Here is a 24,775-nt window from a genome sequence, read left to right on the forward strand (position 1 = left end):
GATATACGTCCAGAATCCAGTATTATTGTTTCTTTGCAATTAAAATTATAAACAAATAGTGCGCGGAACTGTTTATAAATCAACAGGAAGTTGGTACTCTGTGAAGACGGAGGAGGGGGTATTTTATAACTGCCGAATAAAGGGTAAGTTTCGCATAAAGGGTATAAAAAGTACCAATCCAATTGCCGTTGGGGACCTAGTGGAATTCCATTTAGAGGAAATTGGGGATGAAATTGTGGGGGTCATTTCCCATATCGAGGACCGCAAGAACTATATCATCCGAAAATCAGTAAACCTTTCCAAGCAAACCCATATAATCGCCGCCAACCTAGATCAGGTTTTTTTGTTGATTACCCTGAACAACCCAACAACTTTTACCAGTTTTATTGACCGTTTTTTGGTGACCAGTGAGGCGTATGACATACCTGTAATATTGCTGTTCAATAAAATGGACATCTACGATGCCGATGAAATGGTGGAGGTGAATTACCTCATAAACTTGTACAGGGATGTGGGTTATGAATGTATTGAAATAGAAGCAAAGGGAGGATTTAACATTGACAAAGTAAAGGAACATATGATAGGGAAAACCAGCATGTTCTCTGGGCATTCTGGGGTAGGTAAATCTACATTAATCAATGCGTTGGAACCGGGATTGGAGTTAAAAACCACAGAAATTTCAGAGCAACATCTACAGGGTCAACATACCACCACTTTTGCCGAAATGTATGATTTAAGTTTTGATGCGAGGATAATAGATACTCCAGGAATAAAAGGTTTTGGTATCGTGGATATGGAAAAAGATGAGATAGGAGATTATTTTCCGGAGTTTTTCAAATTAAAATCGGAATGCAAGTTCAACAACTGCTTGCATTTGGATGAGCCTAAATGTGCGATAAAGAGGGCATTGGAAGAAAACACCATTTCATGGAGTCGATACCGAAGTTATGTTCAGATGCTGACGGGCGAGGAAGAGAACTATCGTATGGATAATTATAAATAATAAAAATGCGAGCGATAGTTCAACGAGTATCCAAGGCCAGGGTAACGGTAGATGGTAAAGTCGTTTCAAAAATGGAAATGGGCTTGCTCATTCTTTTGGGGATTGAAGACACAGATACTCAGGAAGATATCACATGGCTGTCCAAAAAAATAGTAAACCTTCGTATTTTCAATGATACGGATGGGGTAATGAACCGGTCACTGATTCAAGAGAATGGGGAAGCTATTGTAGTAAGTCAATTTACTCTTCATGCCCAAACTAAAAAAGGGAATCGGCCTTCATACATCAAAGCATCCAAACCTGAAATTGCCATTCCCTTGTATGAAAGATTCGTACATCAATTGGAGTTGGATTTGGGAAAAAAGGTGGGAACTGGAATTTTCGGCGCCGACATGAAAGTAGAACTATTAAATGACGGTCCTGTTACCATTTGGATTGATACAAAAAACAGGGAATAATACAGTTTTATCGAATAAGCTTTTCTTTTTTGTAAGAAAATTGGCATATTAGAGGTAAATAAACCAACCTTTCCTTTTCAATGCGGATTACTCTTTTCCCCCTATTCCTGCTTGTCTCTTTATTCTCTTTTTCCCAAAAATTTAAATATTCCGACATACCACCAGAACTTTTGGTCAATGCAGATGCGGTGATTCGAGCGGATGAGATGGATATTGAAATCACAGCTTTGAATAGAATGAACTATTCGCAAAAAATTGTGGTTACCGTGCTGAATAAAGAAGGCGATTCATGGGCTAGAACAAGGGCGTTTTATGATAAAACCAAAAGAATAAAAAAGATAGAAGCTTATGTTTATGATGCCGAAGGTAATGAGATAGAACATATTAAGCGGAAAGATTTCAGTGATGTTGCTGCCGTTGATGGTTTTTCATTATATGTGGATGACAGATTATTGTTTCACAGTTACGTACCCTCACAATATCCATATACGGTAGAGTTCTTGTGTGAATTTACAACGCCGGATACTGGTATACTACCACAGTGGTATTTTTTATCAGGCTATGGAACTTCTCTAGAAAAAAGCAAATACTCCGTCACCTATCCATCGGTCAACTTTAAACCTATTGTGGTGGAAAAGAACTTGTCAAATATTGAATTTGAGAAAACAGAAAATGAAAGTCAAATTCTCTATACTTCCCAAAATATTCCGGCGCTTAAAAAAGAAAGTCTAAGTCCTGCTTTTGACACCTTCTGTCCCAAACTTTCAGTTCGTCTTCGAAATTTTCATTACAAAGGGTTTGATGCACGTATCAATTCATGGGAAGATATGGGCAAATGGATCAATCAAAAGTTATTATCCGGTAGGACTGAATTGGAAGAAGAAACCATTGCCACTGCTAGGTCATTGGTTGAGGGAGTGACTGATGATTTAGAAAAGGCAAAAATTATATATCAGTACGTTCAAGATAATACCCGATATATCAGCGTTCAAATTGGAATAGGAGGTTTTCAGCCAATCAGTGCCATTGAAGTGGACAAGGTGAAGTATGGAGATTGTAAGGGACTTTCTAATTATACTAAGGCTTTGTTAGAGGTAGTCGGTGTAGAATCGTATTATGTTGTGGTAGAAGCGGGAAATACCAAAGTAGATTTTGATGAAAATTTTGCAGACCTATTGCAAGGAAATCATGCAATTTTGGCGATTCCTTATCAAGGGGAGTATTATTGGATTGATTGTACTTCACAGGTGCATCCATTTGGTTTTGTTGGAGATTTTACTGACGATAGAAAAGTATTGGTAGTAAAACCTGAAGGAGGCGAAATTGTTAGGACCGTTGCCTATGTTAATGAAGAAAACCTACAAAAAATGGAATCAAACTATACAATTAATGATGATGGTTCCATGAAGGGACAGGTAGCAATTTTGACTCAAGGTATACAGTACGATAACCGGTTTTATCTACAAAGAAGGTCCAAAAAAACTGTAGTGGACCACTATAAGGATTTTTGGCCCAATATCAATGGTCTGGATATTAAGGAATACAGCTTCATAAATGATAAGGACAATGTAATTTTTGGCGAAAAACTTGAAGTGGAGGCTCGGAATTATGCTTCAAAAAATGGAGATGACCTTATAGTGCCCATAAACGCATTCAATAACAATAGTTATGTACCTACAAGGTACCGAAGTAGAAAACTACCCTTCAGAATACAAAGAGGTTTTTTAGACGAAGATAAATGTACGATTACACTACCTGAAGGATACGTCTTATCGGATATTCCGGAAAAAATATCCAAAAAAACCAAGTTTGGCTCTTATGAGATGGAGCTGGTCCAACTAAAGGATAATGAGATTTCTTACCAAAGAAAACTACTCGTTTTAAAGGGAGATTACCCAAAAGAAGAATACAACGCCTACAGAAACTTTAGAAGGTTCGTGGCAAAAACCGACAACTTAAAATTAATTCTATCAAACCAATCCAATGACTAAAAAAATAGTTTACATCCTGATTTTATTCACGGGAGTTCAATTAAGTGCACAGAACTACAAATTTAGAAAGGTATCCAAAGAGGAACTATCGGAGAAGGTATATGCCAAGGATTCAACTGCATCAGCGGCGTATCTATATATCAAAAGAAAATCCTATTACCGATTTGTTGACAATGAAGGACTTACTCTGGTAACCGAGATTCATAAAAGGATAAAGTTCTATAGTAAGGAGGGATTTGATTATGCTACGGAAACCGTTAATTTATATGGAAGTACTGGGGCAGAAGAAAAAGTATCAGGAATCAAAGGGTACACCTATTCCTTGGAAGGAGGAGATATTGTTGAAACAAAGCTAGGCAAAGATGGTATCTTCAAAACCAAGAAATCAAAAAGTAGTAATGAGGTTAAGTTTACTATGCCCAATGTAAAAGAGGGTTCTGTTGTTGAGTATACCTACAAGATAACTTCTCCCTACGTCCAGAGTATTGATGAGTTTGTATTCCAGGATGCCATTCCCATCAAAAAAATAGAAGCTAGTATGCGAATTCTGGAATACTTTAAATTTCGTCAACGTCAAAAGGGTTTTTTGGCTTTGGTTCCAAAAGTCGAGTCTTCAAGGGATGCTAGTTTGGACTTGAACGTTACCACTACAAGCTTCGACTTGGAAGATGTACCTGCCTTAAAAAAAGAAAACTTTGTTTCTGACATAAGGAATTATCGTTCAGGAATCAAGTTTGAAATTGTATCCTTGGAAATTCCGGGTAGTACCTATAAGTCGTATTCAAAAACATGGGATGACGTAGTGAAGACTATCTATAAAAGTGAATCGTTTGGAGGTGAACTTGATAAAAGTAGTTATTTCAAAGATGATTTGGCTGTTGCATTGGAAGGTATCGCTGGGGAAGAACAAAAGGCACGGAAGGTTCTGGAATTTACCAAGCAAAAAGTAAAGTGGAATAAATATAGGGGCTACGGTACCGATGAGGGCACTAAAAAAGCCTACAAGGAAGGTTTGGGAAATAGTGCGGATATCAATCTCATGCTTGTGGCCATGCTAAAACAAGCCAACATCATCGCACATCCGGTTCTAGTCAGTACCCGAGACCATGGCATTCCAATGTTTCCAACACTTGAGGGCTACAATTATGTCATTGCAGCAGCCAAAATAGGAGGAGAATATCAATTACTGGATGCCACCAATAGTTATAGTACTTTGAATGTGTTACCTACTAGAAGCTTGAATTGGTTTGGAAGAATGGTTTCGGAAAACGGTACTTCTGAAATAATGGACCTAATGCCGAAGAAAAAATCGAAGGACATGATTATGATGAATGTAAGTTTGAATGAGGATGGTTCAATAGAGGCCAAGGTAAGACAACAGTACACCGATAACAACGCCTACATGTTTAGAAACATATATAATAAGGGAACCGAGGAGAGTTTTTTGGAGGAGATGGAGAAAGACCATGGGGATATTGAAATATCGGATTATGCTTTGAAGAATAATGATGATTTATCAAAACCAATAATTCAGGAGTACAGTGTTTACAAGGAAGACGCTATTGAAACAATTTCCAATAAGCTATATTTTTCACCAATGCTGCATTTGTGTACTACCGAAAGTCCATTCAAGTCGGAAAAAAGGGAATACCCTGTTGACTATGGCTATCCATGGGAAGATAATTATATGATATCGATAAAGGTACCCGAGGGATATCAGGTAGAGTCCGCACCGGAATCTGTTGTGTATGCTTTACCAGATAACATAGGTACATTTAGGTATCTTGTTTCGGCTAAGGGAGGAGTCATAAATTTGAGGGCTTCTTTGAGTTCAGAGGCAGCAATTGTACCGGCTGAATATTATGACTACTTAAAAGAATTTTATCGACAAATTGTGGAAAAAGAGCAAGAAAAAATAGTTTTGTCCAAAGTCTGAAATATGAACATCCAAAACGCTCAAAAAGCAGTAGATGATTGGATTCAAGAACACGGAGTCCGATATTTTAATGAATTGACCAATATGGCTCAATTAACGGAAGAAGTGGGCGAGGTTGCCCGTATTATTGCAAGGCGATATGGGGAGCAAAGCGAGAAAGAATCGGATAAGGCTAAGGATTTGGGCGAGGAGTTGGCCGACGTGGTATTCGTTGTACTTTGCCTCGCTAATCAGACCGGAGTAGATTTGCAGGAAGCCTTTGACCGAAAATTGGATATCAAGACCAAAAGGGACCATGACCGGCATCAAAACAACAAAAAACTGAAATAAAGTGATTTCCCAAAAGGAACTTTAAATACGTTTTTTCTAGCTTTGACTTCTCAAAGAATAGCCTTTTGAAACTTAAGCTAAACCAACTTAAAGACCCTTTGGTCAATGCCGCAATTCGGATTACTGGCTCCAAAAGTGAAACGAATCGGCTTTTACTGTTGCAGGCCCTTTTTCCTAATATTCAAATTGAAAATCTTTCCAATTCCGATGATGGACAGGTAATGCAGCAAGGCCTCCAGATAAGTCAAGGTGAAGTGGATATTCACCATGCGGGAACAGCGATGCGTTTTCTTACCGGGTATTTTGCATCCCAAGAAGGTAAGGAGGTGGTTTTGACCGGCTCTTCCCGAATGAAAGAACGTCCTATACAAGTTTTGGTGGATGCCTTAAGGAAACTGGGTGCTGAAATTGAATACACAAATACAAAGGGGTGCCCACCCTTAAAGATTTCAGGAAAAAGACTGACCCAAAGTAGAGTGTCACTTCCTGCCAATGTGAGCAGTCAATATATTTCGTCCTTACTTTTGATTGCACCAAGTCTTGAAAACGGATTGGAACTGGAGTTGATTGGAAAAATTACCTCAGTACCCTATATAAAAATGACACTAAGCTTGTTAAATGAACTTGGCGTGTCCACGTCATTTGAACAAAACAGAATCGTTGTCCAACCGAAAAAAGAAGTAAATACTACTACCTTGGTTGTCGAATCCGATTGGAGTTCAGCTAGTTATTTTTACAGTATTGTTGCCTTATGCAAATTAGGTTCTCAAATAAAACTTTCAGCGTATAAGGAAAATTCATTGCAAGGGGATAGTGTCCTTCGCAAAATCTACACCCATTTTGGGGTTGAAACTTCATTTCTTCGGAATGAAATTACGTTGAAAAAGGTCCGAGAACATAATACCGACTTCTTTACCTATGATCTCTCAAATGCACCTGATTTGGCCCAAACCATTTCGGTTACCTGCTTAGGTTTGGGTGTGGGATGCCGTTTGACAGGTCTTCACACACTTCCCATAAAAGAAACAGACCGTTTGGCGGCACTAAAAGCAGAGTTGACCAAATTGGGAGCTCAGGTTGAAACCGATTCGGAAAGTTTGACTTTGCAACCTACCTCTACTATCAATAATGGAGTTTCCATCGATACCTATCATGACCATCGTATGGCTATGGCGTTTGCTCCGTTGGCGTTGAGAACCAATCTATTTGTCAATGATGCTGGGGTGGTCTCCAAGTCGTATCCAGATTTCTGGAACGACCTGAAAATCTTAGGTCTTCAAATAGCAGAAATATAACCGGATTTATTCATCAAATTACTTGACATCCCCTATGTGAGGATTGTATATTTGCCATCCTTTGTAAAAAATCAAAAAAAGTCTAGATGAAATTATCAAACTTCAACTTTGAATTACCTAAAGAATTACTGGCTGAATACCCTGCTGAAAATAGGGATGAATCCAAATTGATGGTAATCCACAGGGAAACAGGAAAAATTGAACATAAAATGTTCAAAGACCTTATCAATTACTTTGATGAAGGCGATGTTATGGTTTTGAACAACACTAAGGTTTTTCCAGCTAGACTTTACGGAAACAAGGAAAAGACCGGAGCCCGAATCGAAGTATTTTTGCTTAGAGAACTAAATCAAGAACAACGGTTATGGGATGTTTTGGTAGATCCTGCCCGGAAAATAAGAATTGGGAACAAGCTCTATTTTGGAGATGATGAAAGTTTGGTAGCCGAGGTTATCGATAATACCACCTCAAGAGGAAGAACCTTAAGGTTTTTATATGACGGTTCCTATACCGATTTTAGAAGAAAGCTTCGGGAGTTAGGTGAAACCCCACTTCCCAAATACATCAAAAGGGATGTGGAGCCTGAAGATGAAGAGCGATACCAAACCATTTACGCCAAACATGAGGGAGCTGTTGCTGCACCTACGGCTGGTCTGCATTTTTCAAAACACTTATTGAAACGATTGGAAATAAAGGGTGTGGATTTTGCGGAGGTAACCTTACATGTAGGATTGGGAACGTTCAACCCGGTTGAGGTTGAGGATTTGTCCAAGCATAAAATGGACAGCGAGGAATTGGTGATAGATGAAAAAGCCACCGAAATTGTAAACCGGGCCAAAAGCAATAAGAAAAGGGTTTGCGCAGTAGGTACTACCGTAATGCGTGGTTTGGAGAGTGCGGTATCTTCAGAACATACATTAAATACTTTTGAAGGGTGGACGAATAAGTTTATTTTTCCTCCTTATGATTTTAGTATTGCCAATTGCATGGTGACCAATTTCCACTTGCCTAAGTCAACACTTCTGATGATGATTTCGGCTTTTGTTGGACACGATTTGATGAAGAAGGCTTACAAACAAGCCATTTTGGAACAATATAGATTCTATTCCTACGGGGATGCTATGTTGATTATATAATCAAATAAAACAGGTTTAGAGTCCCGCTGAGAATTAGTGCTTCCAGCGGGATTTTTTGTCGCTATCTTTACCTCGTTGGAAATCAAGAAGAAAGACATAAGAGCGCTCACCAAAGACCAACTTCGCAATTTTTTTGTGGAGCAAGGTGATAAACCGTTCCGAGGTAACCAAGTATATGAGTGGCTTTGGAGAAAGTCGGCGCATTCCTTTGAGGCTATGACCAACATCTCCAAGGAGACGCGTAGTATGTTGGAGAACGCTTTTGTCATCAACCATATTCAGGTTGACCAAATGCAAAAAAGCTCGGATGGCACCATTAAAAATGCGGTTAAACTCCATGATGAACTAATTGTGGAATCTGTCCTGATTCCCACCGAGACCCGGACTACGGCTTGCGTATCCAGTCAGGTGGGCTGCAGTCTGGATTGCAAATTTTGCGCAACTGCACGTTTGAAACGAATGCGCAACCTGAATCCAGATGAAATCTATGACCAGGTAGTGGCCATCGATAACCAAAGTAGATTGTATTTCGATAGACCACTGAGCAATATTGTTTTTATGGGAATGGGAGAGCCTTTGATGAACTATAACAATGTATTGAAGGCTATTGATAAAATCACCTTGCCGGAAGGTTTGGGCATGTCTCCCAAAAGAATAACGGTTTCCACCTCAGGCGTTCCAAAGATGATTAAGAAAATGGCTGATGAAGAAGTCAAGTTCAATTTGGCAGTCTCATTGCACTCGGCCATAGACGAAGTACGTACGTCAATAATGCCATTCAACGCAACATTTCCGTTGAAAGATTTGCGGGAAGCTTTGGAGTATTGGTATGCCAAAACCAAAAACAGAATCACCTATGAGTACGTGGTTTGGAAGGGTATCAATGATACCCAGAAAGACGTGGATGCCTTGGTGAAGTTTTGTCAATTTGCGCCATCCAAGGTTAACCTCATTGAATATAATCCCATCGATGACGGCGAGTTTCAACAAGCTTCGGATGCTGCACTTCAAATGTACCAGGATACCCTTCAAAAGAATAGAATAATCGTAACGGTTCGTAAGTCGCGAGGAAAAGACATTGATGCTGCTTGTGGACAATTGGCCAACAAATCGTAGGGGATTTTCTATTGTGCGGATTTATTTCATCTTGTTTTTTGCGTAAGCTGTCAGATTTATGGTTTAAAAGAATCCTGATGAGTATCTTTGACTTTCCATGAAAATTGTCTCGCAGATTAAGGAACCCATCAATGAAGAGATGGAGCTTTTTGAAGAAAAGTTTCATGAGTCCATGTCCTCCAAAGTAGCTCTTTTCAATAGGATCACCTACTACATTGTGAACAGAAAAGGGAAGCAAATGCGACCCATGTTTGTTTTCCTTACTGCCAAATTGCTCAACAATGGTTCGGTAAACGAAAGAACCTATTGTGGAGCCTCCATAATTGAACTTATACACACAGCAAGTTTGGTCCATGATGATGTGGTAGACGAAAGTTATAAACGAAGAGGTTTCTTTTCAATAAATGCGCTCTGGAAAAACAAAATTGCGGTTTTGGTGGGGGATTTTCTTTTTTCACGAGGAGTACTGGTAGCCTTGGATGATAAAAATTATGATCTTCTGCACATTATTTCCAATGCAGTTCGGGATATGAGTGAAGGAGAGCTACTTCAGATTGAAAAAGCCCGTCTTTTGGATATTACAGAGGAAGTATACTATGATATCATTCGCCAAAAAACAGCTACCCTTATAGCTGCTTGTTGCAGCATGGGAGCATGTTCGGTAAAACCGGATACGGAACATGTGGAAACCTTTAGGAAATTTGGGGAACTATGTGGTATGGCTTTTCAAATAAAAGATGACCTTTTTGACTACGGTGCTGAGAAGATTGGAAAACCCACAGGTATCGACATCAAGGAACAAAAAATGACCCTACCTCTAATATATGCTTTGAACCATAGTGATGGAGAAAAAAGAAGATGGTTGATAAACTCCATTAAAAACCACAATAAGAACAAAAAAAGGGTACGCGAGGTTATCACTTACGTTAAAGAAAAGGGTGGTTTGGACTATGCCGTCACGAAAATGATTGAATTTAAGGATGAAGCCTTGTCTCTATTGGACCAATATCCCGATTCCCAATACAAAGATTCTCTAGCCCTAATGGTCAACTATGTAGTTGACCGAAAAAAGTAACTCGATAAAATGTTGATTTTCATTAACTTGAATCTTTTGTATTAGAAAATAAAAGTTTCAGGCAACGCTTTCCATTCCAACAACGTCTTAACAAATAGAACACAAACTTGAAACCGCTCTTGAAAATCATAGCGCTCAACAATAATGAAAAAGCCTGGATTAAAAAGGCCATATCTGGCGATTCAAAAGCCCAACAGATGCTCTATGAAAAGTATGCGGGAAAAATGTTGGGTGTATGTAGACAATATGTCAAGGATGTTCAATTTGCTGAGGATGTCATGGTGCACGCTTTCGTAAAAGTGTTCCAGAATCTGGGAAGCTTTGAGCATCGGGGCAGTTTTGAGGGATGGGTTCGAAGAATTATGGTCAGGGAAAGCATTTCCTATTTAAGGAAAAAACAGTTTGTAGTCTATGACGATGAGGTGTTGGAAAATCAGGAAAGAACTACGAATTCAGTATACAGCGCTTTTGACGTAGCCTATATTCAAGAACAAATAGATAAACTGCCGGAAGGATATAAAATGGTGTTTTTGCTTTATGCTGTTGAGGGATATAAACATTATGAAATTGCAGAAATGTTGCATATCTCAGAAGGGACATCAAAGTCGCAATTATTTAAAGCACGAAAAATGCTACAGGAAAATTTAAAATGGATGATGAGGAGCACGGGGGAGAATTAATGGAAAGGATATGGAAAAGTTTGAAAAACACATCAAGGAAAAATTAGAAGCTAGGAAAATTGAACCCTCCGAAAAGGCTTGGGAAAAAATATCCGGGGAACTAGCTGCAACTCAAAAACCAAAACCAAAAAGGAGGTATGGGTATGCGATTGCAGCAGTATTTGTTGGTCTATTGGTCTTTTTAGGAATCCTTTTTCTAAATACTGGACCCAACGAGAAAGCAATTCCCATGGTAAAAGAGGATAGTTCCCCAAAAGAAATTCTGAAAAAAGAAAGAAGCCCTCAAATTGAAGTTGAAGAAATAGAGGTTGCCGAAGCTCCGAGAGAGGTTCATGTCTTCCAAGAATCGCAAATCCTACCAAAAGAACCCGCAACTGTTGTAATGGAGACGGAGAAGGTTGAAGACTTCAGCAAGATGCCATTGCAGGACTCTGCCATTGTGATTTCGGAGGATATCATCAATACAAAAGTCACAGAAGTCCTGAGACAAGTTACCCAACTTGAAAGCATTGCCGATACCCAAATTACTGATGCGGAAGTAGATTCGCTGCTTCGTACCGCGCAACGGGAGATACTCACCGATAAATTACTTAGTTCGGAAGGAAAAGTGGATGCCATGGCCTTGTTGACCGAAGTGGAAGACGAGCTGGATGAATCCTTTCGAGATCAAATATTTGAAGCACTCAAACAAGGTTACCTAAAGGTAAGGACTGCGGTGGCCGATAGGAATAATTAATCATCAATCAAAAAGCCTTAGTTTCTCCTCCCTAGCTACTAGGGAGGCAGGAACCGAAGGTTCCAAAATCAATCAAAATGAGACAAATTACACTGTTTTTAGCAACGATAATTCTAGTTATTTTAAGTCAAAACCTTAACGCCCAAAGGAAGTACGAGCGTAAAATCGAGGTATTGGAGGCGCAAAAAGAGAAAATTGCCAACCAGGAAAAAGAAGCCTTGAAATTAGAGGTAAAGGATATCAACAAACGCTTGGATAGGGGAGAAATATCTTTAGAAAAAGCTAACGAACTTAAAAAGGAAGCGGCCAAGAATAGAGCACTAAATATTGAAAACAAACTAGCAATCATTGATAATCAAATTGCCCTTTTAGAAAGAAATAAATCGGATATTTTTGATGAGTATGACGCCCTATATGAAGAGCAAATAGATTTTTTTGAAGATGAAAATGTGGTTTTGGGGCTTAGAATAAAGAAAACAGATTTCCCAAAACCAGATAAAAGAACAAAATCAAATGTGGTTTTAGGTATTGGCTTGAACAATACTATTATCCAAGGACAATCCTTGATTGATACACCACATCAAATACTGGGCAGTCGATATTTTGAAATGGGATATCAATGGACTACGAGAGTTTTTAGAAACAGTAACTGGCTGAGAATTACCTATGGTATAAACTACTTGTCTAGAGGATTAAAAACCGATAATCAACTCTTTGCAAGAAGAACCACAGGGGGGTTTATTGAAGTTGGAGGCGAAAGACTACAAATAATAGATTTAGTTAATGCTAATGCTTTTTTTAACAACGACACCGGGGAGTTGGCTAAATCCAAATTCAGACAGGACGATATTATCATTCCTTTTCATTTTGAACTTGGCTCTTCGGCAAAAAGAAGTAATGGCAATTTTGTTCGATATTCCACAAAAAACAAATTCAGGTTTGGTTTAGGTTTTTATGCTGGTTTCAATATTAAAACGGTTCAGAAAATTAGATTCAATCCTGACTTTATTCCAAACGGTGTTTCAACGGATTTTGAAACTTTAGTTCCAAGAAGTGATGCTAGAGATGCTTTTTTTGGTTTGAGCACCTATATTGGTAGAGGCAATGTTACTTGGCATTTGAAGTATGATATTGACCGCAATTTTGCTCTAGCCATTAACTCGCCAAGAAGAAACAACATCTCCTTGGGCCTTCGGTTTGATTTGTAATAGTATAATCAAGTTAGCCAATCTGGGCGGAATTGGGAAAATCAACTCCTGATTCCGCTCAAATGTTTTTGAAAGCTCTATTCATCTCCATAGAAAATTCTTCTTGATAAAATACCCGCTTACAATGTGAGCATTCAACATATTTTGAAGTGCTTATGGTAAATAAAGGAATCCAAAAAAGATGAAAATAGTTGGGTTGCGAAACTGCGGCCAACGTACCTACCTGCCCACAATAGGGACAAGCAACACTGGGCAGTACTTTAGTATTGGCCTTACCAGGACGGGTTCCAAAGAAAAGTATCATACCTTAAAGATAAGTCAAGTTTTGCTTTTGGCTCTTGCCCGTTTCTTTTTGTAGAAAGATTTGTCAGCCACATAAATGGTTTTCTTCACTTCGCAAAACACCTTGACCTTATTTTTATCCATTAACAAAGTGGTTTTCACAATGGTAATCTCATTTTCTACGGCAACTTGCTGTTTAATCCGTTCTATCTCGTCCTCAGAATACTCAAAATGTGCGTAAAGGGTTTCTCTTGCGGGGCGTTTAAATAAAATCTCTGCTGATTTATCCCAAACCACATAATCGTCTCCCAAAATATTCATCAATTGAACCATGGGAATTGGGTCAACAGCCGAAAACATACTCCCGCCAAAAATGGAATTCACGTAATTTCTGTTTTTGTAATTGAGGGGAAGTCGAACATGAATGTCCATCAAATCCTCAGAAACCGAAGTAACCCTACCGGTACTTCTTCGATACATTGGGGAAAGGTTAAAACCGTGTTTAAAAAGTGTATGCTTTCCAACAAATCGGGAGCCAATTTTAGTGAGTTTCTGGTAAATGGACATAAGCTAGATTTCGCCTGTTAAATTGAAAATCGAAGATAACGAATCTTGTCAGATGAGTTGGTCGAGGACGACATACGCTTGTGTAGTTATGTCATGCTACATTTTGATTTTTGTTTACCTTTAAAAGCTAATTTTACGGGTAGATTTGATATCAAAAACCACCATAGACCAAGTATATGAGACCGCTCGGGTAGAGGAGGTAATCGGCGATTTTGTCCAATTGAAAAAGGCTGGGTCCAATTTTAAGGGCCTTAGTCCATTCAGTGACGAACGCACGCCAAGTTTTATGGTATCCCCCGTGAAACAGATATGGAAGGACTTCAGTAGCGGTAAAGGGGGCAATGTGGTCGCCTTTTTAATGGAACATGAGCATTTTACCTATCCTGAAGCTATTCGATACCTTGCCAAAAAATATAATATTGAAATAGAGGAGACCGAACGTACTGATGAGGAAAAGGAAGAGGCAAATGCGCGTGAAAGCATGTATTTGGTATCGGAATTTGCCCAAAAGTACTTTGAAGATGTTTTATGGGAAACTGAACCGGGAAAAGCTATAGGGCATTCCTATTTTAAGGAAAGAGGTTTTTCGGATATTACCATTAGAAAGTTTGGGCTGGGATACAGTTTGGATGAGTGGGAAGCTTTCACCAAAACAGCTCTGGAAAAATCGTATCAGCTGGAATTTTTAGAGAAAACAGGCCTCACTATTGTAAAAGAGCAAACCGAAGGCAATACAAGGAAGTTTGATAGATTTAAAGGGAGGGTAATGTTTCCTATCCATTCTATGAGTGGTCGGGTGTTAGGTTTTGGCGGTCGAATTTTGACCAATGATAAGAAAGCGGCCAAATACCTGAACTCTCCCGAAAGTGATATTTACCATAAGAGCAAAGTGCTTTATGGGATTTACTTCGCCAAACAGGCCATAGCTAAAGAAGACAATTGTTATCTGGTGGAAGGCTATACCGATGTGATACAAATGTATCAACGTGGGATTGAGAACGTAGTAGCTTCTAGTGGAACGGCTTTGACTCCGGAGCAAATCCGTTTGATAAACCGGTTGACCAAAAACATTACGGTACTTTTTGACGGAGATGCGGCCGGACTGAGAGCTTCCCTTAGGGGAATTGATTTAATATTGGAACAAGGGATGAACGTAAAGGTTTGCTCATTTCCTGAAGGCGAGGACCCGGATAGCTTTGCCAAAAACAATACGTATGAGGACGTGGTCCTGTATTTGGAAGAGAACGCGAAGGATTTCATCCAATTCAAAACATCTATTTTAACCCAAGAGGCCGCGGACGACCCTATCAAGCGAGCTGAAACGGTTCGCGATATTGTCAATAGCATCAGCAAGATACCCGACCAGATAAAGAAAGAAATCTACATCCAGGAATGCGCAAGGATGATGCAGATTTCGGAAGAGGTTTTATACAATACCCTTGCCCAAATCAATAAAAAAGAGAGGGGTGAAGCCAGCAAAAAAATAAGGCAAGAACAAAAAGCTTTTGAAGTAGTAAAGCATGATACCATGGTTGAAAAGGTAGACGTGCTTTACGAGTTGGAACGGAAAATAATCGAAATGCTTTTACTCTATGGTGACCGGAAGGAAGAGTTTGAGGATTTGGTATTGAAGGAGAATGAAGAAGGGGAGTTGATTTTGGAACCCGAAGTAGTTGAGGCCAAAGTATATGAAAAAGTATATCTGGACCTTCAAGAGGATGAAATTGAGTTGACCAATGCGCAGTTTAAGAACATTTATTATCGTCTTATTGGTGATTTGAATGAAAGGGAAGAGTTTACCATAAATGGTTTTCTTTCCACTTTAGAGCAGGGTTTGGTGAGTGAGGTTTCATCCATATTAATGGAAGAAGAACGCTACACGCTACACGACTGGGAGCGAAAAGATATTTATCCAAAGGATAAGGAAAGGGGCGTGGCCCAATTGGTGGGTGAAACCATACTTACCTTGCGCTGTAATCTAATAAAGGCTAGGATTAGCGAGCTTCAGTCCAACACCCAGGATAATCATGATGACAACTCAGAAGTCTTAGAGGAAATCATGAACTACCTTCAATTGAACAAATTATTGAACGCCAAATTGAATAGGGTGCTGTCATAAAAAATCCCGAAACAGTATACTGCTCGGGATTCCAAAAAATGTATTGGTTTATGTTTAATACAGCTCTAAGGCTTTGGCTTGCTGTAATAAATCCACAAGATTGTCCACATTCAATTTTTTCATCAAACGTGCTTTGTAGGTACTAACTGTTTTTTCATTCAGGTTAAGACCTTCTGCAACTTCTTTGTTTCGTTTTCCACTGGCCAATAACTTAAGCACCTCTACCTCTCTAGAAGACAGTTTTCTGAAAAATCTTCTTGGTTTTTGGGTACCTTCATCGAAAGCAAGTCGCTGAGCCAATTCATTGGTAATGAACATGTTTCCTTCACTGACTTTTCTAACAGCCGTAATGATGTAATCTAGATCAGCGGTTTTGGAAAGATAACCGAAAGCTCCTGCCCGAATCGTACTCAATGCGTATACATCTTCAGATTGACCACTGTACATTAAGGCCTTTACATTGGGGAATTCTTGTTTCATCTTGCGTAATGTGGCAATTCCATTGATTTCAGGAATATCCATCTCCAACATTACAACATCGGGGGTAACTTTTTCTAATACATCAAACAGTTCTCCAGTAGTGGCCACATCGGCAATGACTTCCATGTCAGAACCCGATTCAATGACCTGCTTAATGCCTAGACGAACTATGGGGTGGTTGTCAGCGATTAATACTTTTATCATTTGGTTTGGATTATAATTTAAATTAAAAGTTGTTTAGTACTGATTTACTTACACGGCGTGCGGGCAAGTTAACCATTTGCTGACATAAAAGTGTGATTTTTTTCTTAAAACCTTAAAATTTCTGGGGTTTTTTTCGTCTTAAGCTGGGTTTTTTCGGACAAAAAGCTATTTTAAACTATCAGGAATTTCGCAAATAGGTATAGGAATCATCTTATGTTTATTTGCAGTATTATACCTTTTGTAGATTACGAATACTTCTTTTTCACGACCTAAAAAATCCGATTCGGTCTTCCCTTCATCATCCATTTTCATGGCCCACTCCAGTTCGGGATAAGATGCCCCAATTTGGTCCTCATCGGTACGGTGGTCGCCCCAAAGGCCGTCGGTTGGAGCTGCTTCCATGATATCTTGATTAATTCCCAGGGTATTGCCGAGTGCGTACACTTCGGTTTTTAGGAGGTCGGCTATCGGACTCAAGTCCACCCCTCCATCTCCATATTTGGTGTAAAACCCTATGCCAAAGTCCTCTACTTTGTTTCCGGTTCCGGCTACTAAATAACCTTTAAGGGCCGCGAAATAATATAAAGTGGTCATGCGAAGCCTGGCTCTTGTGTTGGCCAAAGACATAAAACGCGCTTCTTCATCCTCCACTTCAGGTAGGGCATCAACCAAGCTATCAAAAACAGAGGTGAGATTCACAGGTTGCCTTTTCACATTACTGAAATGGTCCATTAACCAATTGATGTGGCGGTCCGCTCGGGTCACCTGATTCTCTCCTTGATGGATTGGCATTTCAACACATAAAAGCTCAAGGCCTGTTTTAGCACATAATGTTGATGTTACCGCGGAATCAATCCCGCCGGATACCCCAATAACAAATCCTTTTATTCCAGCATTTGTGGCGTACTCTTTTAACCAATCCACAATATGTTGAATTACCTTTTCAGTTTGCATAGCTTAGTTTTTAGATTCAATAAATTACCTTTGTGCCCTGTAAAAATAAATGCTGCTGTTCTAAAAATGAAGGGGTTGTCCAAATACTTTGATTTTCAAATATCCAGCTTTTTAATCCTAGCCCTTCTTTTCTTGGTTGTAGGTTGCAAAACAGGGGATGAAACCGAAAAAAAGATTGCCCAAATCGAATTGGAATTAAAGGTGCATCGTTTTGACCGGGAATTTGCTACCGCTCAACCTAAGGATATTCCCAAATTGAAATCAAACTATCCTTATTTGTTTCCCGCCCAATTTCCAGACAGTGTTTGGATTGCGAAACTTACAGATACACTCCAAGTGGAACTTTCGGAGGAGGTAGAAGGCGCTTTTGGCGATTTTTCAACAGAAACACTTGAGTTGGAATCCCTATTCCAACATATTTCACATTATTTTCCGCAGACAATTACTCCCAAAATAATTACGCTAATATCAGATGTGGCTTATGAGAACCGTATTATTTTAACCGATTCCCTCTTACTGGTTGGACTGGATAATTATTTGGGCAAAGACCATCACTTTTACCAAAGCATTCCCCGTTATGTTGCACAAGGTCTGGATAAACAATATTTGGTTTCCGATGTGGCTAGTGCGTTTACAAAAAAGGTTTTAAAGTATCCAAGGAACCGAACCTTCCTGTCTCGCATGGTGCATTATGGAAAGGAGTTATATATCAAGGATAAGTTGTTGCCAGAAAATACAGATGCCCAAAAAATAAATTATACCCAGGAACAGATTGAATGGGCGCAAGATAACGAAGAGCAGATTTGGCGCTATTTTGTGGAACGTGAAATTTTATATAGCACCGAATCCAGCTTGGATAGACGGTTTTTGGACCCAGCGCCATTTTCAAAATTTCAATTGGCATTGGATAATGAATCTCCCGGACGACTGGGCAGGTATATGGGATGGCAAATTGTGAGGTCTTATATGGAGAAGAATCCAGAAATGCAGTTGACCGAATTATTGGATTTACCGGCAGATGAATTATTTAAAGAATCAAATTACAAACCCAAAAGATAGATGGCGATAGCACACACTTCAAAAATTACATTAACAGTTGGTCTTGACGAGAACCGAGTGCCCGAGGAATTACATTGGTCCGCCCAGGATGGAGGGATTGAAAATGAGGAGGCCAAAGCCATGATGTTGTCTGTTTGGGATAGTAAAAACCAGGAATCACTTAAAATTGATCTTTGGACCAAGGAAATGCCTGTTGATGAGATGAAGGTTTTCTTCCACCAGACTTTGGTTACTATGGCGGATACATTTATGAAGGCTACCCAAGATGAAAAAATGACCGCTACGATGAAAGATTTCTGTGATTATTTTGCTGAGAAACTGGAATTAAAAAAATAAACCCCTTACTTCTTTATCTCATAATATCCTCTTTCTTGCCAAGGAGGTAGATTGGCAATATGTCGATGTCGAAGTGCGGAAACAACTCCAGTTTTTTTTGTCACTTCGTAGCGAGTTCGTTCATGGGTTGTTTCTTCGATTACTTCAAAAAAAGAAGCATGTTCGTATAGGGTTACCTGGGCACCTATATTTTGAAAATAAGTTCTATAGTTTTCGAAACTCCAGGTTTTTCCTGTTTTAGAGTTTAGCACATATTCAACTTTTCTTTTCTCTTCTTTTGAAATGTTATGAAAAGGAAAATCTTTTGAATTCGAATTCTGGCTGACCGGAGTAAGTGGACTAAGGTTGATGGACTTGTTTACTAGGGTAACCGTGCATCCATAATGATATGCTGAATCCAAGGGAACATATCGAATGGGCAAGTCAAAGGCAATATAAATCTCATTGTCATTCCCGTAGACCTTTGCGCCATAGCTTTTTGGAATGGTTTCCCCAAGGTCGTTTTTAATCAGTTGCCTAGCGATATTTGCTAAAGAATCCCTTCCCATTTTTTTGAGATTATCAACGGAGGAATTGGGATTTTGTGAAGTGCAATTGTTGGGAACCATAAGGAGAAGGAATAGGAGCAAAGTACAAACAAGTGGTTTGATTAGCATGGGACGTAGGTGTTGCGTATTATTTCATTAAAAGAATTCATTAGGTCTTTGGAATTGTAATCTCTCCAATCGATTTAGGTTTAAGCTTTTTTCGATATTCTCCTTTTTTGGTTTTATGAGTATTAGGTAGAATACAGCAATGGATACGATGACTAAAAAAGTTAAGTTATTGGTGGCCATGAAAACAAAGACCCCCAAGAAAATGGGAATTTCAATTAAAATATATCGTATTACGGAAGCCGAATGATGGCGTTTAACTTTATGTCGTAACAAGGCGGTTTTTGGAAAATCTTTGATTGCCTTTCTAAAAATCAACTCACCTAGTAGTATTCCACCAAAAGAAGTTGACGGCACTACATATATCCAAGGGGAATCGTCAAGTGAATACCCCAAGGTTTCTTTTTCGGCGATTGCATAAAACAATATTCCTAGTAAGGTGGGCCCGATAATCAACCCCTTGTGAATGACTGAAAGTGTTCGAATGTATCCTTGAGATGTCATTTGGTTGCCAAATCGAAAAAGGGTTTGTATCAAAAATCCCTTTCAAGGAAACCAAAATAGAGCTACCAGGCATGTATCAATTGATCAAAGCTCCATATGAAGCGAAACATGTGGAGTTTGGATTGATATTAATCAGCAAAAACCTCAAAATGAACGACCTTTTCAGGGAATTCCAACAAAAAATTTTGGTCCTCAGGATAGTACTTGGCTATTTCGGTATTATCACCTGCAAAGTTTTTGATGACTTCCATATTTTCCCAAAACGTAATCAACTCAAAATAGGCAAACTCAGCATCTTTCCGATTTAAGAAAATGAGTTTTACAAAACCAGGGGTTTTCGAGTAATCAGGAACTGCTCGTTCTTTCATGAATTGCTCATATTCCTCAAGGTGTTCAAGTTTTGTTTTTCCTTTCCAAATGCGCGCTATCATCGTCTTGTTTTTAGAAAAATTAAATTACACTTAATTGAGCTTTTTGCGATTAAAATCCATTGTATTTTTGAAACATGAAAAAGCAAATTCGTGAAAAACTGATATTTGTCTACAATGCCAATTCAGGAAAAAGAAATGCCATTTTAGATAGCATGCATAAGGTGTTTAGTCCCTCTACGTACGATTGTAATTTGTGTGATATCACGTATGGGTTAGTGAGCGAGAATACCACCTGGAAGAAATTTCGTGAAGAAAGTGAGCATGATATGGTCTTTTTGCATAAGGATGAATTCGCAAAAAAATACGCATCCAAATTTGGGGCTAAGTTTACTTTTCCTATTGTATTGATTGAGGGAATCAATGGCCTTGAGGTGTTTATTTCTACCGAAGAATTGAACGTTTTGAATACGCCAAAGATGTTAATCCAACTAGTGGTGGAACGGCTTGACTAGAGTGTGAGTCAAGTAAACATTTAATTTTTCAATTGGGCTGCCTTTACAATACTGTTGTTCAATTTGTATTGATTGCACAGCTCCTTCATCTTTTTATAAAAGGCTTCTTGATAATATTTGGGTATTTCAGAACTGGTCTTAAAAAACTTTTGATACTTAGCTTCCAATTCGGGATAATGTTTTCGGATTGCATTGAGCATTAAGGTTTTGCTATCTGCCTTACCTTGGCCAAAAAGTGTGATGGTTGCAGGTAACACATAATCCACCCGTAACCTTTGAAATGTAGAAAATTTGAAGTGAAGTTGTTCTGAGGTGTCGGAAACGTATGGAATGAGGGGCATCAGGCTCACACCACTCAAAAATCCGGCTTTCAAGGTATTTTCTAGGGTAATAAGTCTTTTAGATGGGGGTGTGGCACCTGGTTCAAATATCTTTCCAGTCTGGTCATCAATAGTTGAGAACGAAAAACTAACAATCACACCCTTCTTTAGGTCTGTTAGGTCATTGGGAAGAATAGCCTTTTCAGCAATTTGTGTCAAGAGATCAAAATCCCGCGTAACCAAATCCGATTTGGTAATGATGTGAACTGGAAATTTGTGCTTTAAAATTACCTCCAAAGCCTGTCGCGTTAGTTTATGTTTGGTTTCCAGTTTAAGATAAGGGTCGGTGGCCGAAGACAAAACGATAATGCCATATTGATTTTTCCTCGCCCTATTGACAAGCTGCCTGTCCAAGACCTCTATTGCGTTTGTTTTAATTGAAATACTTTCTTCAAGGTTGGTTCCATATTTGCTCCCCCGTATATAGCAGTAAAGGCAGTTAAAGGAGCAACTACTATACGGATTGAAGGTATAGTCATCCAAAAACCAGGAATCCCGTTTTTTTGTTTTGTTGAGTACTGATTTTACCTCAATTTCCCTTGGCATACTGATGACGTTCTAAACCAATTCTCACTTTTGTCCGGAACCATGCGCCCGTTTTTTCGGTGTTTTCAATTTCACTTTTAAATTTGGCAATGATATCCGGATGAAATTTGGCGGTTGTTTTTGCAGCCCAGCCCATACCTTGCTTCATTTCTTTGTCCTTGACATTCGCTTTTGATAGCAAAAGAAGAAAAAGTTGTTCAACATATAGTTTTTCCAACCCATTTTTGATGGCATTATGGAATCCTGCACCTAAACTTCGAACAACCCAGTTGCTAGGATGGTTTGCCAAATCTTGAATTAAAGGGAAAGTCTGGTCCCAAGAATTCAAAAGTGCATAACCAAAAACACGCTCTCCAATAATGTCACAGATATACCAGGCATCGGCCAAAGAAATATACTCTGCGGCTTTTCCAATGGATTCTTTCAAATTATGATGAAGTCTCTTTTGCAGAATAATCCCAATAATAACATTGCCTCCTATGGTTTTTAGTCTTTCAATTTGTGCGCAGAAAGCAATCTGTTCTTCTAATTTAATTTCCTGAAAAAAGGTCTCTCCACAAAATTCTAAAAGAGGGAACCTGATTTTTTTGCTAAGAATTCTTGTTTCAATTTGCTGTATACAATTGTTCAAGCCAGAATCCCGATACGAAGTCAAACAATGTTTTAATTGTTCCTTTACTTCAAGTTTACGACTTAGGGATTCCATGTCTTTCGATTTCTAAGGATTGTTTTCAAGCCAGTTCTTTGCTACTCCAGTGTACCAAAAAGGAGAAAAATTCTTGGAGTCCACTATGTTTTTGTAATGCAACTTTGCCTTTTCAACATTGCCTTTTGAGCTGTGGTAGTCACCGAGGTAAACATTTACGTATGGATTTAGGGGGTCCTTGGAATGCAGCTGGTTTGCAATGCCTTCAATTTTATCATCGAACCTATTGAATTCTCCAAATTCTTTGTGAAAAGCAACCGTTTTCAAGAACATCAAATTATGAAGAAGGTTCAAATCGCCATATTCCAAGTAGTTGGGATAGGTTTCAAAAACTATTTCTAGAAGTTCTATGCTCTTGTTCCACTGTGTGTCTTCAAATCGGCTCATAAATGAGCAAGCCAAGGCTTGAGCCAACAATTGTTTTCGAATAAGCAATGGGCTTGGTGGACTTACCGTATGGAAAATATAGTTTTTTAAAAAACTAAGGGCAAAAAGAGAACTGGATGCATCGCCATAAATAAGCCTAGCGGGATCGCTCATTAAGTTGTTATTTGCTAAAAGGATGAGGGTGGAATTCCTTTCAGGAACTTTTAAAAACAAACTGGAATACGCATCGTACTGACCATAACCCCAAATGAGTTTGATTCCATTCATATCCTGCGCGAAAATTCCATGTCCATAGGGTAAATCTTCTTTTGGTGCTGAAAACATAAATTCCATGGAGGCATTCGAAAGTAAAGATCGATTGTCCAAAGCATGACTAAGTTTTAGTAAATCACTGGCAGTGGATACTATTCCGGATGAGGTAGATACTCCATATTCAACAGGACCAGGTGTCGTTGATTCGTCAAAAAGGTAGGGTTTTGCAAATATGGAATCACGTGCTTTGGTCTCGGTTGAGTCATTCAAAAACCAGGAATCATTCATTTCTAAAGGACCAAAAATTTCAGTAGATACTACTTCCTGAAATTTGTTTTGATATGTTTTTTCTATAACTGGTGTCAACAATCCAAAACGATAACTATAATAAAAATTCTCACCTAGGTCACCTTGGGAGGTATGGGTCAAGATATGTTTTACCCTTACAGAATCTCCTAATTTACTTCGATTTAAAAACTCATTTATCGGAGTTTCCAAGGATAATTTTCCCTCTTCCTTAGCTTTCATAAGCAGTATTCCAGAAAAAATTTTGGTTAATGATGCAATAGGAAAAGCGGTGTTTTGGTTTACCTCAATGGAATCCTGAATATTGGCAAAGCCAAAATAATCCTCATAAATAATCTCGCCATCTTTTTCAACCAAAACTGCCATTCCTGGAATATGGAAATATTCTTTTAATTGTTTTAAGTCCTTGGAAAATTGCTGGTTTACTTCCTGGGCTTGGATTGAGGGAGAGAGGCTCAAGAAAATAAAAGCAAGAATGGTTAAAATGGTGATTTTCATTTTGAATTTTGATTGATTCTCAAAGATACCTCTTGAATCCGTAATAGAAAAAAGGGTCGCTTAGGAGCACTGTTGTACTAGCTATTGCTGGACGAACGGAACTCTTGGTTAATGGAATTAATATAATCCAAAAGGGCTTCACGCCCCATTCGGTTACTGGATGAGGTAATAAAGTGTGGAGGAGCTTCTTCCCAAACCCCATCCAAAAGTTTTTGTAGGTAAGACTGGACTTGTTTCTCAATTACTCCTGGTTTTAGTTTATCGGCCTTGGTAAAAACTATGGCAAAAGGAATCCCATGGGAGCCCAACCATTCCATAAAATCTAGGTCTATGGTCTGCGGGTCGTGCCGAATATCCACCAAAACAAAACCGCAGACCAACTGCTCACGTTTTTCAAAATATTCGGTAATATACTTCTGGAAGGTCTTTTTGTCTTTTTTGGATACTCGGGCATAGCCGTAACCCGGTAAATCCACCAAAAACCAGTTCTTGTTTATTTTGAAATGATTGATAAGTTGGGTCTTCCCGGGCCTACCAGATGTTTTGGCCAAGCTTTTGCGCTCCGTGAGCATATTTATCAAGGAAGATTTTCCTACGTTCGACCTACCGATAAAGGCGTATTCGGGAATAGGGTCCTTTGGGCATTGGGCCACATTTGAATTGGACATTACAAATTCGGCCGATGTAATTTTCAT

General features: G+C 38.9%; 27 protein-coding genes. 16 read left to right on the forward strand and 11 right to left on the reverse strand.

The window, feature by feature from the left end:
• Window positions 1-58: 58 nt before the first annotated feature.
• The 12 genes from rsgA to ACSLUF_RS03920 all read left to right on the forward strand — a co-directional run bounded on the left by rsgA (window position 59) and on the right by ACSLUF_RS03920 (window position 12,964).
• A complete protein-coding gene (gene rsgA, locus ACSLUF_RS03865; RefSeq protein ID WP_435624815.1) occupies window positions 59-1,003 on the forward strand; it encodes a ribosome small subunit-dependent GTPase A in 945 nt (314 codons plus the stop codon).
• 5 nt (window positions 1,004-1,008) lie between these two features.
• Window positions 1,009-1,461 (forward strand): D-aminoacyl-tRNA deacylase, encoded by a 453-nt coding sequence (gene dtd, locus ACSLUF_RS03870; RefSeq protein ID WP_435624816.1) that lies wholly within the window; start codon window positions 1,009-1,011, stop codon window positions 1,459-1,461.
• An 80-nt stretch (window positions 1,462-1,541) separates the two neighbouring features.
• Window positions 1,542-3,452 carry a DUF3857 domain-containing transglutaminase family protein gene (locus ACSLUF_RS03875; RefSeq protein WP_435624817.1) on the forward strand — a complete coding sequence of 637 codons (1,911 nt, stop codon included), beginning with the start codon at window positions 1,542-1,544 and terminating at the stop codon, window positions 3,450-3,452.
• On the forward strand, window positions 3,445-5,388 hold the full coding sequence (locus tag ACSLUF_RS03880; RefSeq protein ID WP_435624818.1) for a transglutaminase: 1,944 nt from the start codon (window positions 3,445-3,447) through the stop codon (window positions 5,386-5,388). The genes ACSLUF_RS03875 and ACSLUF_RS03880 overlap by 8 nt, the downstream gene beginning before the upstream one ends.
• A gap of 3 nt (window positions 5,389-5,391) precedes the next feature.
• Window positions 5,392-5,718: a nucleotide pyrophosphohydrolase gene (locus tag ACSLUF_RS03885; RefSeq protein ID WP_435624819.1), complete on the forward strand. Its 327-nt coding sequence runs from the start codon at window positions 5,392-5,394 to the stop codon at window positions 5,716-5,718.
• Between the two features lie 65 nt (window positions 5,719-5,783).
• Complete coding sequence (locus tag ACSLUF_RS03890) at window positions 5,784-7,013, forward strand: 3-phosphoshikimate 1-carboxyvinyltransferase (protein ID WP_435624820.1); 1,230 nt, start codon at window positions 5,784-5,786, stop codon at window positions 7,011-7,013.
• An 86-nt stretch (window positions 7,014-7,099) separates the two neighbouring features.
• Complete coding sequence (gene queA / locus ACSLUF_RS03895) at window positions 7,100-8,149, forward strand: tRNA preQ1(34) S-adenosylmethionine ribosyltransferase-isomerase QueA (protein ID WP_435624821.1); 1,050 nt, start codon at window positions 7,100-7,102, stop codon at window positions 8,147-8,149.
• A gap of 75 nt (window positions 8,150-8,224) precedes the next feature.
• Window positions 8,225-9,265, forward strand: a complete 1,041-nt coding sequence (gene rlmN, locus ACSLUF_RS03900; RefSeq protein ID WP_435625805.1) for a 23S rRNA (adenine(2503)-C(2))-methyltransferase RlmN — start codon at window positions 8,225-8,227, stop codon at window positions 9,263-9,265.
• A gap of 97 nt (window positions 9,266-9,362) precedes the next feature.
• Window positions 9,363-10,340, forward strand: coding sequence for a polyprenyl synthetase family protein (locus ACSLUF_RS03905; RefSeq protein ID WP_435624822.1), 978 nt, complete (start codon window positions 9,363-9,365; stop codon window positions 10,338-10,340).
• Window positions 10,341-10,459: 119 nt separating this feature from the next.
• Complete coding sequence (locus ACSLUF_RS03910; protein ID WP_435625806.1) at window positions 10,460-11,020, forward strand: RNA polymerase sigma factor; 561 nt, start codon at window positions 10,460-10,462, stop codon at window positions 11,018-11,020.
• 10 nt (window positions 11,021-11,030) lie between these two features.
• Window positions 11,031-11,756, forward strand: coding sequence for a hypothetical protein (locus ACSLUF_RS03915; RefSeq protein WP_435624823.1), 726 nt, complete (start codon window positions 11,031-11,033; stop codon window positions 11,754-11,756).
• Window positions 11,757-11,833: 77 nt separating this feature from the next.
• Complete coding sequence (locus ACSLUF_RS03920; RefSeq protein ID WP_435624824.1) at window positions 11,834-12,964, forward strand: hypothetical protein; 1,131 nt, start codon at window positions 11,834-11,836, stop codon at window positions 12,962-12,964.
• A gap of 58 nt (window positions 12,965-13,022) precedes the next feature.
• On the opposite strand, the gene ACSLUF_RS03925 is transcribed toward ACSLUF_RS03920, so the two are convergent.
• A complete protein-coding gene (locus tag ACSLUF_RS03925) occupies window positions 13,023-13,268 on the reverse strand; it encodes a zinc-ribbon domain-containing protein (RefSeq protein WP_435624825.1) in 246 nt (81 codons plus the stop codon).
• A 14-nt stretch (window positions 13,269-13,282) separates the two neighbouring features.
• On the reverse strand, window positions 13,283-13,813 hold the full coding sequence (locus ACSLUF_RS03930) for a DUF4442 domain-containing protein (RefSeq protein ID WP_435624826.1): 531 nt from the start codon (window positions 13,811-13,813) through the stop codon (window positions 13,283-13,285).
• A gap of 145 nt (window positions 13,814-13,958) precedes the next feature.
• Between ACSLUF_RS03930 and dnaG the strand changes: the two genes are divergently transcribed.
• Complete coding sequence (dnaG, locus tag ACSLUF_RS03935) at window positions 13,959-15,932, forward strand: DNA primase (RefSeq protein ID WP_435624827.1); 1,974 nt, start codon at window positions 13,959-13,961, stop codon at window positions 15,930-15,932.
• Window positions 15,933-15,986: 54 nt separating this feature from the next.
• Here dnaG and ACSLUF_RS03940 read toward each other — a convergent pair whose 3' ends face one another.
• Both ACSLUF_RS03940 and nadE read right to left on the reverse strand, forming a co-directional pair.
• On the reverse strand, window positions 15,987-16,616 hold the full coding sequence (locus ACSLUF_RS03940) for a response regulator (protein ID WP_435624828.1): 630 nt from the start codon (window positions 16,614-16,616) through the stop codon (window positions 15,987-15,989).
• Between the two features lie 165 nt (window positions 16,617-16,781).
• Window positions 16,782-17,570, reverse strand: a complete 789-nt coding sequence (nadE, locus tag ACSLUF_RS03945) for an NAD(+) synthase (protein WP_435624829.1) — start codon at window positions 17,568-17,570, stop codon at window positions 16,782-16,784.
• Between the two features lie 66 nt (window positions 17,571-17,636).
• On the opposite strand from nadE, the gene gldB reads away from it, so the two are divergent.
• Window positions 17,637-18,629: a gliding motility lipoprotein GldB gene (gene gldB, locus ACSLUF_RS03950; RefSeq protein WP_435624830.1), complete on the forward strand. Its 993-nt coding sequence runs from the start codon at window positions 17,637-17,639 to the stop codon at window positions 18,627-18,629.
• Window positions 18,630-18,965 (forward strand): gliding motility protein GldC, encoded by a 336-nt coding sequence (gene gldC, locus ACSLUF_RS03955; protein ID WP_435624831.1) that lies wholly within the window; start codon window positions 18,630-18,632, stop codon window positions 18,963-18,965. It abuts the gene before it with no gap.
• 5 nt (window positions 18,966-18,970) lie between these two features.
• Here the strand turns inward: gldC and ACSLUF_RS03960 are convergent, their stop codons facing one another.
• From ACSLUF_RS03960 to ACSLUF_RS03970, 3 genes are all read right to left on the reverse strand, one after another.
• Complete coding sequence (locus ACSLUF_RS03960; protein ID WP_435624832.1) at window positions 18,971-19,513, reverse strand: hypothetical protein; 543 nt, start codon at window positions 19,511-19,513, stop codon at window positions 18,971-18,973.
• A gap of 135 nt (window positions 19,514-19,648) precedes the next feature.
• Complete coding sequence (locus tag ACSLUF_RS03965; RefSeq protein WP_435624833.1) at window positions 19,649-20,122, reverse strand: hypothetical protein; 474 nt, start codon at window positions 20,120-20,122, stop codon at window positions 19,649-19,651.
• A gap of 128 nt (window positions 20,123-20,250) precedes the next feature.
• Window positions 20,251-20,553, reverse strand: coding sequence for an antibiotic biosynthesis monooxygenase family protein (locus tag ACSLUF_RS03970; RefSeq protein ID WP_435624834.1), 303 nt, complete (start codon window positions 20,551-20,553; stop codon window positions 20,251-20,253).
• Window positions 20,554-20,627: 74 nt separating this feature from the next.
• Between ACSLUF_RS03970 and ACSLUF_RS03975 the strand changes: the two genes are divergently transcribed.
• Complete coding sequence (locus tag ACSLUF_RS03975) at window positions 20,628-21,005, forward strand: GTPase (RefSeq protein ID WP_435624835.1); 378 nt, start codon at window positions 20,628-20,630, stop codon at window positions 21,003-21,005.
• A 20-nt stretch (window positions 21,006-21,025) separates the two neighbouring features.
• Here the strand turns inward: ACSLUF_RS03975 and ACSLUF_RS03980 are convergent, their stop codons facing one another.
• From ACSLUF_RS03980 to yihA, 4 genes are all read right to left on the reverse strand, one after another.
• Complete coding sequence (locus tag ACSLUF_RS03980) at window positions 21,026-21,931, reverse strand: radical SAM protein (RefSeq protein ID WP_435624836.1); 906 nt, start codon at window positions 21,929-21,931, stop codon at window positions 21,026-21,028.
• On the reverse strand, window positions 21,915-22,637 hold the full coding sequence (locus ACSLUF_RS03985; RefSeq protein ID WP_435624837.1) for a DNA alkylation repair protein: 723 nt from the start codon (window positions 22,635-22,637) through the stop codon (window positions 21,915-21,917). The genes ACSLUF_RS03980 and ACSLUF_RS03985 overlap by 17 nt, the downstream gene beginning before the upstream one ends.
• A gap of 12 nt (window positions 22,638-22,649) precedes the next feature.
• Window positions 22,650-24,080, reverse strand: a complete 1,431-nt coding sequence (locus ACSLUF_RS03990) for a serine hydrolase domain-containing protein (RefSeq protein WP_435624838.1) — start codon at window positions 24,078-24,080, stop codon at window positions 22,650-22,652.
• Window positions 24,081-24,157: 77 nt separating this feature from the next.
• A complete protein-coding gene (yihA, locus tag ACSLUF_RS03995; protein WP_435624839.1) occupies window positions 24,158-24,775 on the reverse strand; it encodes a ribosome biogenesis GTP-binding protein YihA/YsxC in 618 nt (205 codons plus the stop codon).

It is taken from the genome of Flagellimonas sp., from assembly GCF_965601775.1.
GTDB lineage: Bacteria > Bacteroidota > Bacteroidia > Flavobacteriales > Flavobacteriaceae > Flagellimonas.